This is a genomic window from Promicromonospora alba (assembly GCF_042654905.1).
Taxonomy (GTDB): domain Bacteria; phylum Actinomycetota; class Actinomycetes; order Actinomycetales; family Cellulomonadaceae; genus Promicromonospora; species Promicromonospora alba.
This window is the reverse complement of sequence record NZ_JBHSFI010000003.1, coordinates 1,170,275-1,182,517: the sequence shown is the minus strand read 5'-3', so window position 1 is coordinate 1,182,517 and position 12,243 is coordinate 1,170,275. Positions and strand designations below refer to the sequence as shown.

Annotated in this window: 9 protein-coding genes; 7 read left to right on the top strand and 2 right to left on the bottom strand. The window is 73.3% G+C overall.

Annotation, left to right across the window (positions count from 1 at the left end; translation table 11 throughout):
* Position 1: 1 nt before the first annotated feature.
* On the bottom strand, positions 2–769 hold the full coding sequence (locus ACFO6V_RS10530; protein ID WP_377134983.1) for an IclR family transcriptional regulator: 768 nt from the start codon (positions 767–769) through the stop codon (positions 2–4).
* Between the two features lie 89 nt (positions 770–858).
* Here ACFO6V_RS10530 and hutH point away from each other — a divergent pair, with 89 nt between their 5' ends.
* The 5 genes from hutH to hutI are packed head-to-tail and all read left to right on the top strand — an operon-like array spanning position 859 to position 8,419.
* The gene (hutH, locus tag ACFO6V_RS10525; protein ID WP_377134981.1) at positions 859–2,520 is read left to right on the top strand and encodes a histidine ammonia-lyase; all 1,662 of its coding nucleotides are present in this window, start codon (positions 859–861) and stop codon (positions 2,518–2,520) included.
* A gap of 55 nt (positions 2,521–2,575) precedes the next feature.
* Positions 2,576–4,252: a urocanate hydratase gene (hutU, locus tag ACFO6V_RS10520; RefSeq protein WP_377134979.1), complete on the top strand. Its 1,677-nt coding sequence runs from the start codon at positions 2,576–2,578 to the stop codon at positions 4,250–4,252.
* Positions 4,249–5,748: an allantoate amidohydrolase gene (locus ACFO6V_RS10515; RefSeq protein ID WP_377134977.1), complete on the top strand. Its 1,500-nt coding sequence runs from the start codon at positions 4,249–4,251 to the stop codon at positions 5,746–5,748. The genes hutU and ACFO6V_RS10515 overlap by 4 nt, the downstream gene beginning before the upstream one ends.
* Positions 5,745–7,151: a formimidoylglutamate deiminase gene (locus ACFO6V_RS10510; protein ID WP_377134975.1), complete on the top strand. Its 1,407-nt coding sequence runs from the start codon at positions 5,745–5,747 to the stop codon at positions 7,149–7,151. Before ACFO6V_RS10515 ends, ACFO6V_RS10510 begins: the two co-directional genes overlap by 4 nt.
* Positions 7,148–8,419 carry an imidazolonepropionase gene (gene hutI / locus ACFO6V_RS10505; RefSeq protein ID WP_377134973.1) on the top strand — a complete coding sequence of 424 codons (1,272 nt, stop codon included), beginning with the start codon at positions 7,148–7,150 and terminating at the stop codon, positions 8,417–8,419. Before ACFO6V_RS10510 ends, hutI begins: the two co-directional genes overlap by 4 nt.
* Here the strand turns inward: hutI and ACFO6V_RS10500 are convergent.
* Positions 8,416–9,414: a LacI family DNA-binding transcriptional regulator gene (locus ACFO6V_RS10500; RefSeq protein ID WP_377134971.1), complete on the bottom strand. Its 999-nt coding sequence runs from the start codon at positions 9,412–9,414 to the stop codon at positions 8,416–8,418. The two genes, hutI and ACFO6V_RS10500, sit on opposite strands and share 4 nt — an antisense overlap.
* A gap of 174 nt (positions 9,415–9,588) precedes the next feature.
* On the opposite strand from ACFO6V_RS10500, the gene ACFO6V_RS10495 reads away from it, so the two are divergent.
* Entirely contained in the window at positions 9,589–11,256 is a 1,668-nt protein-coding gene (locus tag ACFO6V_RS10495; RefSeq protein WP_377134969.1) for an ABC transporter substrate-binding protein, read from the top strand.
* Positions 11,256–12,239 carry an ABC transporter permease gene (locus ACFO6V_RS10490; protein WP_377134967.1) on the top strand — a complete coding sequence of 328 codons (984 nt, stop codon included), beginning with the start codon at positions 11,256–11,258 and terminating at the stop codon, positions 12,237–12,239. The genes ACFO6V_RS10495 and ACFO6V_RS10490 overlap by 1 nt, the downstream gene beginning before the upstream one ends.
* Positions 12,240–12,243: the final 4 nt, after the last annotated feature.

Here is a 12,243-nt window from a genome sequence, read left to right as displayed (position 1 = left end):
CTCACCGTGCCCCCAGCCGCCGGCTGACCTCCCGTGCGGCGCGGGTCGCCTGCTCGGCGAGGCCGGCGCGCGCGTCGTCGTCGTAGGAGTCCGAGCGGAAGGTCACCGCGAGGCCCGCGACCGGCCGGCCCGTGTGGTCGACGACGGCGGCGGCCACGGACGCGAAGCCGGCGCTCACCTCGCCGTCCTCCACCGCGAAACCCCTGGCCCGGGCCGCACGCAGCACCGTCCGCAGCTCGCGGAGCGTGCGCGGGCCGGCGCCCGTCAGGTCGGTGAACGACCCCGGCGTCGGGTACAGGGCACGCACCTGCGCCGGGGGCAGCAGCGCGAGCACCGCCCGGCCACTGGCGGTGAGGTGGCTCGGGAGGTGGACGTCGACGTCGGTCACCAGGGGCGGGCGGCCCGCCGCCCGCTGCTCCACCAGGTAGAGGACCTCCCGGCCGTTGAGGACGGCGAGATGCCCGTTCTCCCCGGCGGCCTCCACCAGGCGGGCGACGACCGGCGCGGCGAGGCGCGAGAGCGGCGCCTGCCGGGTGTACGCGCTGCCCAGCCCCAGGGCGGCAACGCCCAGGCCGTAGCGGCGCTCGTCGGGGAAGTGCCGCACGAAACCCTCGTCCCGCAGCACGGACAGCAGGTGGTAGACGCTGGAGCGGGGCACCCCGATGCCGTGCGCGATGGCGCCCGCCGGCACCGGGCCTGTCTGTGCCGCGAGAAAGCTGAGCAGGCGGGCGGTCGTGCGGGCGGCGGGAACCGTGCTGCTGCCGGCCACTGTTTCCTCCCCGTGAACTGTCTGGTATCCCAGACCCTATCGCCGCTCCAGCCCGCGCCACGGGGCTCGCGGCGAGGTTCTATGAGCGCATGAGCACCCTGCACCACGAGGGGCCGACGCCGACCACCCACGCGGCCGCTGCCCCCGACCTGCCCCAGCACGTCGTCCTCGACGGCACGCCGCTGACCGTCGACCAGGTGGTCGCCGTCGCCCGCTACGGCGCGTCGGTCGAGATCGACGAGACAGGTCTGGCCCGGATGGCGCAGAGCCGCGCCGTCATCGAGGACCTGGCCCACGACACCGTGCCGCACTACGGCGTCTCCACCGGCTTCGGGGCGCTCGCGCGCCGGCACATCCCCGCGGAGAAGCGCGCGCAGCTCCAGGTCAGCCTGGTGCGGTCGCACGCCGCCGGGTCCGGCCCCGAGGTCGAGACCGAGGTGGTGCGGGCGCTGCAGCTCCTGCGGCTCGCCACGCTGGTCACCGGTCATACGGGCGCGCGGCCCGTGACGGCGCAGACCTATGCCGCGATGCTCAACGCCGGGATCACTCCGGTGGTGCACGAGTACGGGTCGCTCGGGTGCTCGGGGGACCTTGCGCCGCTCGCCCATGTCGCTCTTGCCGCGATGGGGGAGGGGCGGGTGCGGGTGGTCCCGACAGGCTCGATCAGCGATGACTCAGGGGTCTTGACAGGCTCGACCAGCGAGACCGTCGACGCCGCCCGTGCGCTCGCCGACGCCGGGATCGCGCCGCTCGTGCTGGCCGAGAAGGAGGGGCTGGCCCTCATCAACGGCACCGACGGGATGCTCGGCATGCTCTGCCTCGCCCTCCACGACCTGCGGCGTCTCCTCACCACGGCCGACGTCGCCGCGTCGCTCAGCGTCGAGGCCCTTCTCGGGTCGGACGCGCCGTTCGCCGAGGACCTCGTCGGCATGCGCCCGCACCCCGGCCAGGCGGCGTCGGCGTCGAACCTGCGCCGGATCCTGGCGGGCTCGCCGCTGATGGCGAGCCACCGCGAGCTGGACGACGACGGCAACCCCGCCTGCACCCGCGTCCAGGACGCCTACTCCCTGCGCTGCGCGCCCCAGGTGCACGGCGCCGCCCGCGACACCCTGGAGCACGCGGCCACGGTCGCGGGCCGGGAGCTGGCCTCGGCGATCGACAACCCGGTGGTCACCTCCGACGGACGAGTGGAGTCGAACGGCAACTTCCACGGGGCGCCCGTCGCCTACGTGCTGGACTTCCTCGCCATCGCGGCCGCCGACCTGGCCAGCATGAGCGAGCGGCGCACCGACCGGTTCCTCGACGTGTCCCGCTCCGAGGGGCTGCCCGCGTTCCTGGCACACGACCCCGGCGTCGACTCCGGGCACATGATCGCCCAGTACACGGCCGCCGGGATCGTCTCGGAGCTGAAGCGCCTGGCCGCGCCGGCCAGCGTGGACTCGATCCCGAGCTCCGCCATGCAGGAGGACCACGTGTCCATGGGCTGGGCCGGCGCGCGCAAGCTGCGCCGGTCCGTCGACGGGCTCACCCGGGTGCTGGCCATCGAGGTGCTGACAGCCACGCGCGCCCTCGACTTCCGCACCGAGACCCCCGCTGCGGGCACGGGCGCGGTGCACGACGCCGTCCGCGCCGTCGTGCCCGGTCCCGGACCGGACCGCTACCTCGCGCCGGAGATCGAGCACGTGGTCCAGCTCGTGGCGACCGGCCGGATCACGGCGGCGGCCGCGTCCGCCGTCGGACAGCTCGACTGACGCCTCGACCGACAGCCCGACCGACAGCCCGACCGACACCGCACTGGAGCAGACCATGAACCAGCCGTACGACCGGGGTACCCCCGTCGCCGTCCGCGCCGCGCGCGGCACCACCCTGACCGCCCGCAGCTGGCAGACCGAGGCCCCGCTGCGCATGCTCATGAACAACCTCGACCCCGAGGTGGCCGAGCGGCCCGACGACCTGGTCGTCTACGGCGGCACCGGCCGCGCCGCGCGCGACTGGCCGAGCTACCACGCGATCGTCCGCTCACTGACCGACCTGCGCGAGGACGAGACCCTGATGGTGCAGTCCGGCCGCCCCGTGGGCGTGCTGCGGACGCACGAGTGGGCTCCGCGCGTGCTCATCGCCAACTCGAACCTGGTGGGGGACTGGGCGAACTGGCCCGAGTTCCGCCGCCTGGAGCAGCTCGGGCTGACCATGTACGGGCAGATGACGGCCGGGTCGTGGATCTACATCGGCTCGCAGGGGATCCTGCAGGGCACGTACGAGACGCTGGCGGCGGTGGCGGCGAAGAAGTTCGACGGCACGCTGGCTGGCACCATCACCCTGACCGGCGGCTGCGGCGGCATGGGCGGCGCCCAGCCGCTGGCCGTCACGCTGAACGGCGGCGTCTGCCTCGTGGTCGACGTCGACCCGGCCCGCCTGCACCGGCGCGTCGAGACGCGCTATCTCGACGTGGTCGCGGAGTCCCTGGACGAGGGCGTCGAGCTGGCGCTCGCGGCCAAGAAGGAGCGGCGCGCGCTGTCGGTGGGCGTGGTCGGCAACTCGGCCGACGTCGTCCCGGAGCTGCTGCGCCGGGGCGTCGAGATCGACATCGTCACGGACCAGACGTCGGCGCACGACCCGCTGTCGTACCTGCCGTCCGGCGTCGCGCTGGAGGACTGGGCCAGCCTCGCGGAGCAGGATCCCGCCGGGTTCACCGACCGGGCGCGCGAGTCGATGGCCCGGCACGTCGAGGCCATGGTCGGCTTCCAGGACGCGGGCGCCGAGGTGTTCGACTACGGCAACTCGATCCGCGACGAGGCCCGCCAGGGCGGGTACGGGCGGGCGTTCGACTTCCCGGGGTTCGTGCCGGCGTACATCCGGCCGCTGTTCGCCGAGGGCAAGGGCCCGTTCCGCTGGGCGGCGCTGTCCGGGGACCCGAAGGACATCGCCGTCACCGACAAGGCAGTGCTCGACCTGTTCCCCGACAACGACCACCTGGGGCGCTGGATCCGCGCGGCCCAGGACCGGGTCGCGTACCAGGGCCTGCCCGCGCGCATCTGCTGGCTCGGGCACGGCGAGCGCGACGTCGCGGGGGTGCGGTTCAACGAGCTCGTCGCGTCGGGCGAGATCTCCGCGCCGCTCGCCATCGGGCGCGACCACCTGGACTCCGGCTCGGTCGCGTCGCCGTACCGAGAGACGGAGTCGATGGCGGACGGCTCCGACGCGATCGCCGACTGGCCCCTGCTGAACGCCCTGATGAACACCGCCTCGGGCGCGACGTGGGTCTCGATCCACCACGGCGGCGGGGTCGGCATGGGCCGGTCGCTGCACTCCGGCCAGGTCTCGGTGGCCGACGGGACGCCGCTGGCCGCCGAGAAGCTCGCGCGGGTGCTCGCCAACGACCCCGCGACCGGCGTGCTGCGGCACGTCGACGCCGGGTACGACGACGCCGTGGCGGCCGCCGATCGCGGCGGGCTGCGCGTGCCGATGCGGGAGACGCCGTGAGCGGTTTCGGGGCCGCGTCCGGGGCCGGGGGCGCGGCGGGCACGACGTCGGTGGGGCGGCTGCTTGACGCGATCGCCGACGTCGGGCGGGCGCCGTCCGGCGGGTACGAGCGGTTCGCGTGGACCGCGCACGACCTGACCCTGCGCGAGTGGTTCGCCGCCGAGGCCGAAGCGCGAGGGCTCTCCGTGGTGGTCGACCGCGCCGGGAACCAGTGGGCGTGGTGGGGCGACCCGGACGCCGACGGACCCGGAGTCGTGACGGGCAGCCACCTCGACTCTGTCCCCGGCGGCGGCGCGTTCGACGGCCCGCTCGGGGTGGCGAGCGCGTTCGCGGCGCTCGATGCCCTGCGTGCCGCGGGTGTGCGGCCGGAGCGGCCGCTCGGGATCGTCAACTTCTCCGACGAGGAGGGGGCCCGGTTCGGGCTCGCCTGCCTCGGCTCGCGCGCCGTGACCGGGACGGTCGGTGCTGACCGGCTGCTCGCGCTGCGCGACGGCGCGGGGGAGAGCCTCGCGGATGTCCTGGGACGGGCCTCCGGCGTCGGCGGGTTGGCGCTCGAGCACTACGGGCGCGACGACGAGGCCCTCGCGCGGGTCGGCGTCTTCGTCGAGCTGCACGTGGAACAGGGTCGCTACCTCGCTGACCTGCCCGCGGACGAGGCAGCGCCGGTCGCCGTCGGCGCCGCCATCTGGCCGCACGGCCGCTGGCGCGTCGACCTCGCTGGCGAGGCGAACCACGCGGGCACGACGCCGCTGGCCCACCGCCACGACCCGATGCTCGATCTCGCGCGGCTCATCACCGACGTCCGCGCTGCCGCCGAGCACGCCGGGGCCCTCGCGACGCTGGCCAAGGTCCAGGTCGAGCCGAACGGCGTCAACGCGATCCCGTCCCGGGTCCGTGCCTGGATCGACGCCCGCGCGGAAACAGAGGATGCGGTCCGCACGGTCCTGGCCACTCTCTCGGGACCGCCAGGGGCGTCGAACGTAGGGCTGGTCGCCGGAACGGGCCGCAGTGAGCGACCGGGTCTACGTTCGACGAGCGCTGAGCGACCGGGCCTACGTTCGGCCGGGTCAGTCGGGGGCTGGGCCCCTGTCGAGGAGTCGTGGACGCCCGCCACCGTGTTCGATCCGGCGCTCGCGGCGCGGCTGGCCGACGTCGCCGGGCGGCCGGGCTCCGACCTGCCCGCACCCGTGATCGGGACCGGTGCCGGGCACGACGCCGGGATCTTCGCCGCCGCCGGCGTGCCGACGGCGATGCTGTTCGTGCGCAACCCCACGGGGGTCTCGCACTCGCCCGCCGAGCTCGCGGAGGAGGCCGACTGCGACGCGGGCGTCCGCGCCCTCACTGCGGTCCTGACAGACCTGCTCACCGCCCCGGGTGGTCGGCAGGATGTCAGGTGGTCGGCACCTCGGAATGCCGACCACCTGACGTCCTACCGACCACGCGGGGACGGCGGCGAGCTGCCGCAGACCGGCATTGCCGAGGCGGAGGTCCGATGAGTTTCTGGTGCGAGCGGGCTTGGCTGCCCGGGGGTGGCGACGGCGGAGCGCCGGGCGGCGTCGTCGAGGCCGTGCGGGTGGAGGTCGGCCGGGGTCGGATCGTCGGCGTCGAGCCGGGTGTCCCGGCGTCGAGCGGTGACGTGCGGCTGGGCGGCGTCGTGCTGCCCGGGCTGGCCAATGCGCACTCGCACGCGTTCCACCGCGCCCTGCGCGGGCGGACGCACGCCGACGGCGGATCCTTCTGGACCTGGCGCGAGGGCATGTACGCGCTGGCCACGGCCCTGACCCCGGAGCTGTACCGGCGGCTGGCGCGCGCCGTGTACGCGGAGATGGCGCTGGGCGGGACCACCGCCGTCGGCGAGTTCCACTACGTGCACCACCGCGCCGACGGGACGCCGTACCCGGCGTCCGAGGGCGGCCCGAACGCCATGGGCGAGGCCCTGCGCTCCGCCGCGCGCGACGCAGGGGTGCACCTCACCCTGCTCGACACCTGCTACCTGCACGGCGGCCTCGGCCCCGGCGGTCACGCGCCGCTCGCGCCCGAGCAGCTGCGCTTCGGCGACGGCACGGTCGCGGCGTGGGCGCGCCGCGTGGACGTGCTGCGCGCCGCCTGGGCCGACGACGACCGCGTGCTCGTCGGCGCCGCCGCCCACTCGGTGCGCGCCGTCGCGCCGCCCGAGCTCGCGGAACTGGCCCGCTGGGCCCGGCAGACCGGGGCACCGCTGCACGTGCACCTGTCCGAGCAGCCCGGGGAGAACGAGGCCGCGGTCGGGGCCTTCGGCGTCACGCCCACACGGCTGCTGCACGACGCCGGGGCGCTCGGCCCCGGCACCACCGTCGTGCACGCGGTACACCTGACCGACGACGACGTGACCCTGCTCGGCGCCTCGGGCACGGGCGTCTGCCTCTGCCCGACGACGGAGCGCGATCTCGCCGACGGCATCGCCCCCGGGCTGCGACTGCTGCGGTCGGGCAGCCCGCTCTCGGTCGGCACGGACCAGCACGTCGGCGCCGACGTGCTGGCCGAGGCACGCGGCGTCGAGGAGCACGAACGCCTCGCGACCGGACGGCGGGGCTCGTTCCCGCCCGCGACGCTGATCGAGCTGGCGACGTCCGCCGGGCACGCCGCGCTCGGCCGGCCGGACGCCGGGCGGATCGCCGTCGGGGCGCCCGCCGACCTGGTGGCGGTCCGGCTGGACACCGTGCGCACGGCGGGGATCGAACCGGCGCAGGTCGCGCTGGTCGCGGGCGCGGGCGACGTGTCCGACGTCGTGGCAGGCGGCGAGATCGTGGTGCGCGACGGCGAGCACCGGGCCGGGGACGTCGGGCGGATGCTCGCGGACGCGATCGAGGAGGCCTGGGCGGTAGCCGGCCGGGACCTGACACAGGGGAGCGAAGCATGAGCGTGCTGCTGACGAACATCGGCGAGCTGGTCACGAACGATCCCGAGCATGGCGGGTCCCGACAAGCGACGGGGGCGGCCGCGAGGGCTGTGGGATCCGGGGGAGCGGGCCTCGGGATCGTGCCGGGTGCCGCCGTCGTCGTGGAGGCCGGCCGGGTCGCCTGGACGGGGCCCGCCGCGTCGGCGCCCGCGGCGGACGTCGCGGTAGACCTCGGCGGGCGGTGCGTCATCCCCGGCTTCGTCGACTCCCACTCGCACACGGTGTTCGCGGGCGACCGGTCCGCGGAGTTCGCCGCGCGGATGACCGGCGAGCCGTACACGGGCGGCGGCATCGCCACCACCGTCGCCGCGACGCGGGCGGCCGGCGAGGACACCCTGCGGGCGCGCGGCCAGGCCCTGGTCCGGGAGATGCTCGCGCAGGGCACCACCACCGTCGAGATCAAGAGCGGCTACGGCCAGGACGTCGCCACCGAGGCCCGGACGCTGCGGATCGCCCGAGAGCTCACGCCCGAGACCACCTACCTCGGTGCCCACACCGTCCCCGCCGAGTACGCCGACGACCGCCCTGGCTACCTCCGCCTCGTGACCGGGCCGATGCTCGCCGCCTGCGCGCCCCACGCCCGCTGGATCGACGTGTTCTGCGAGCCCGCCGCGCCCACCGCGTTCGACGAGGACGAGTCCCGCGCCGTGCTGCTGGCCGGCATCCGGGCAGGGCTCGGCGCCCGGGTGCACGGCAACCAGCTGTCGGCGGGTCCCGGCGTGCGGCTCGCGGTCGAGGTCGGTGCGGCGAGCGTCGACCACTGCACCCACCTGACCGACGCCGACATCGACGCGCTGGCCGGGTCCTGGTCCGCGGGCCCCGGGTCGCACGGGTCAGGCGGGCCGCAGGGGTCCGGCACCGTCGCGACCCTGCTGCCCGCCGTCGAGTTCTCCACCCGGTCGCCCTACCCGGACGCACGCCGGCTGCTCGCCGCGGGCGTGCCCGTAGCACTGGCCACGGACTGCAACCCGGGCTCGGGCTACAGCTCGTCGATGCCGTTCGTCGTGGCGCTCGCGGTGCGCGAGATGCGGATGAGCCCCGCCGAGGCCCTCTGGTCGGCGACGGCGGGCGGGGCGGCGGCGCTCCGGCGGGACGACGTCGGCCACCTGGGTGTCGGGGCCCGCGCCGACCTCACGGTGCTCGACGCCCCCAGCCACACCTACCTGGCCTACCGCCCGGGCGTGCCGCTGGTGTCCGAGGTCTGGAAGGACGGCGCCAGGGCAGGTTAGGGGCGCGTCGAGCCCCGCGCCACGAGACGGACGGGGACCACCACGCGCTCGGGCGGGTCGTCGTCGCCCGCCATCCGCCGTTCGAGCAGGCGGATCGCGCTCCGCGCCACCTCGTCATGGTTCGGGTCGATCGTCGTGAGGCTCGGGGACAGGTACTTCCCGACGTCCAGGTCGTCGAACCCCACCACCTGGACGTCGTCGGGGACGCCGATCCCGCGGTCGGCCAGCGCGGCCATGGCCCCGAGCGCGACGGTGTCGGTCACCGCGAAGACGCCGTCGACGCGCAGGCCCGCCTCGAGGAGGCCGCCGAGCACCTCGCGCGACTCGCGTGCCGAGTACGTCGTCACGGGGACGACGAGCGCGCCGTCGGCGGGCACCCCCGCCGCGCGGTGCGCCGCCTCCCACCCGGCCCGTCGTAACGAGGCCATGCCCGAGGCGTCGCCCGGCGCGCCGCCGAGCACGAGAACTCTGCGGGCGCCCCGGGCGAGCATGTGGGCGGTGGCGAGCCGGGCGCCCTCCTCGTTCGCGAGCCGGACGTGATCGAACCGCGCGGGAACCTCCCGCTCACCGAGGAGCACGATCGGGGCCCTGGTCCGGACGGTCTCCAGCTGGTCGCGGTCCAGCCCGGCCACGGAGAGCACCACGCCGTCGTACATCTGCAGGCGGGCGACGCTCAACGATTCGATCTCGCTCTCGGGCCGCGCACCGGTGCGCTCGAGGACGAGATGGCGACCGCTCGCCTCCACGATGGGCGCGATCCGGTCCGCGACCTCGCTGAAGTAGTCGTGGAAGCTCGGCACGATCAGGGCGATCGTGTCGGTGCGGCCCGACCGCAGGTGTCGCGCCGTGAGGTTGACCTCGTACCCGAGCTTCTCGATCGCGGTCATGACCCGGTCGCGCGTGGGCGCGACGACGCGGCGGTGGCCGTTGAGCACGTTCGACACGGTCATCGTCGAGACGCCGGCCTCGCGGGCGACGTCGCTCATCGTGACCATCTGCTGCTACCTCCCGGGCCGGGCGAGGGGGTTGACGAGCGCCCCACCCTGCCCTAGTTTAACGCTAAAATTCGGCAGTGGAAAACGGTTTCGGTCGAGGGCGACCGTCATAGATGGCGCCCGGGTAACGACGCTCGGGCTCAGTTCTCAATGAGGAGAGACATGACTCGTGACATGAGATCCCGACGAGTGCGCCGCGCAGGCCGGCGCATGACGGCGGTCGTGGGCGCCACCGTGCTGGTCGCCCTGGCGGCGTGCACAGCGGACGGCGGCGGGGACGGCGAGGTCGACGGCCTCGAGCAGACCGCCGGCTCCATGGAGACGTTCGAGGCCGACCAGCAGTTCAAGGCCACCGAGCCGGTGAACTTCTCCATGCTCTGGACGGACTGGCCCGAGTCCCCGATCAAGGACTCCTGGCAGCTCTTCGACGAGATCGAGGAGCGGACGAACGTCTCCCTCGACCTGACCAACATCCCGTTCAGCGACGCGGTGGAGAAGCGCAGCCTCCTGCTCAGCGCCGGTGACGCCCCGTACATCATCCCGCTCATCTACACGGGCGACGAGCGGAGCTTCGCGGCGTCGGGCGCCGTGCTGCCGCTCAGCGACTACGAGGAGTACATGCCCAACTTCCAGAAGTACGTGGAGGAGTGGGACCTGCGCCCGATGATCGACAACCTGCGCCAGGCGGACGGCAAGTATTACATGATGCCCGGACTGCAGGAGGTCTCGGTCCCGGTCTTCACGCTCCTGGTGCGCAAGGACGTGTTCGACGAGGTCGGCGCGCCCATCCCGCAGACGTGGGACGAGCTCCGCACGGGCCTGGAGAAGATCAAGGCCAAGTACCCCGACAGCTACCCGCTGGCCGACGGCTTCGAGGGTGCGTCGATGCTCAACTACGCCTCGCACGCCTTCGGGACCAGGGCCGGCTGGGGCTTCGGTGACGGCACGTTCTTCGACGAAGAGTCCGGCGAGTTCGTCTACGCCGGCACGTCGGACGGCTACCGGGACATGGTCGAGTACTTCCGCGGCCTGGTGGACGACGGGCTGCTGGACCCCGAGTCGTTCACCGCAACCAACGACGGCGCCGGGACCGTCACCGAGAAGTTCGCCGGCGAAAAGGTCTTCGCGGCCTCCGGCTCGAACGGCACGGTGCAGGAGTTCTCGACGGCGCTGGACGAGACCGTCGGCAAGGGCAACCACGAGGTCGTCCAGATCGCGCCGCTGGGCGGCGAGGCCGGCCAGGTCGTCGAGCCGCGCAACTTCTGGCACGGCTTCATGGTGAACGCCGAGGCCAAGGACGACCCGCACTTCATCGCCATGCTGCAGTTCCTGGACTGGCTGTACTACAACCCCGACGCCCGCGAGATGCTGCAATGGGGCGTCGAGGGCGAGACCTACACCAAGTCCGACGACGGGAAGTTCACGCTCGAGCCCGGTTACTCGCTCGACTCGTTCAACATCAACTTCGAAGCGGGCACGGACATCGAGAAGGACCTGGGCTTCGCGTCGCAGGTCCTCGCGGGTGGCACCGAGTCCAGGGCCCTCAAGGAGTCGTACAACTCGCCGCAGTTCGTCGAGTACATCGACTCGGTGCTCTCGACGAGGACGCCGCGCGACCCGTTCCCGCCCGCGCCGCTGAACGAGGCGGAGCTCGAGCAGGCCTCGCTCCTGACGACGACGCTCACGGACACGGTCAACACGAACACGCTGAAGTTCATCCTCGGCGAGCGCGACCTCAGTGAGTGGGACGCGTACGTAGCGGAGCTCGAGGGCCAGAACCTGCAGGGGTACCTGGACCTCGTCAACGGTGCCCACAAGCGCTTCGCCGAGAGCAACGGATAGTGGTCGCCGAACCGGTGGTCGGCCGTCGGCCCGCGGTCGCCCGACCGCAGACCGACGGCCGACGGGGCGGCCGCGGGTCGAAGGTGCCGTGGCGCGTCGTGTGGCGGCGGGACGGCGTCCTCTACCTCATGGCGGTCCTGCCGATCGTGTTCCTCCTGATCTTCCGCTACGGGCCGATGGTGGGGAACGTCATCGCGTTCCGCCGGTTCCGGCCGGGCGGCAACATCTTCGGCGAGGAATGGGTAGGGCTGCTCTACGTCGAGATGTTCTTCAACGACCCGACGTTCTGGCACGTGTTCGGCAACACCGTCACCATCGGGGCGCTCACGCTGATCGTCGGCTTCCCGCTGCCCATCGTCCTGGCCCTCCTGCTCAACGAGGTACGCAAGAAGGCGTTCAAGACGGTGGTCCAGTCGATCTCCTACCTGCCGCACTTCCTCTCGGTGGTGATCGTCGCAGGCATGGTCATGCAGCTGCTGTCGCTACAGGGCACCGTCAACCAGATCACCGAGGCCGTGGGCGGGGAGGCTGTCCCGTTCCTGCAGCGACCGGAGTGGTTCCGCGCGATCTATGTCGGGTCCGAGGTGTGGCAGACGCTCGGGTGGGGGACCATCCTCTACCTCGCCGCGCTGACGACCGTCGACGCCTCGCTCTACGAGGCGGCCCGGATCGACGGCGCGAACCGGTGGCGGCAGACCTGGCACGTCACCATTCCGGGGATCCGGCCCACCATGATGACGCTGCTGATCCTCAACATCGGGACCTTCCTCAACGTCGGGTTCGAGAAGGTCCTGTTGCTCTACAGCCCGCTGACCTACTCCACCGGCGACGTCATCTCGACGTACCTGTACCGCGTCGGGCTGGTGTCCAACAACCTCAGCTACGCGGCGGCGATCGGGCTCTTCCAGGCCTGCATCGGGCTGGTCATGGTGCTGTCGGCGAACCTCATCTCGCGACGACTGACGGGAGCAAGCCTGTGGTGACCCA

Coding starts and splice junctions, on each gene's coding strand:
- ACFO6V_RS10510 (WP_377134975.1), top strand. CDS start 5,745: ATGAGTTTCTGGTGCGAGCGGGCTTGGCTGCCCGGGGGTGGCGACGGC.
- ACFO6V_RS10500 (WP_377134971.1), bottom strand. CDS start 9,414: ATGGTCACGATGAGCGACGTCGCCCGCGAGGCCGGCGTCTCGACGATG.
- hutH (WP_377134981.1), top strand. CDS start 859: ATGAGCACCCTGCACCACGAGGGGCCGACGCCGACCACCCACGCGGCC.
- hutI (WP_377134973.1), top strand. CDS start 7,148: ATGAGCGTGCTGCTGACGAACATCGGCGAGCTGGTCACGAACGATCCC.
- hutU (WP_377134979.1), top strand. CDS start 2,576: ATGAACCAGCCGTACGACCGGGGTACCCCCGTCGCCGTCCGCGCCGCG.
- ACFO6V_RS10495 (WP_377134969.1), top strand. CDS start 9,589: ATGAGATCCCGACGAGTGCGCCGCGCAGGCCGGCGCATGACGGCGGTC.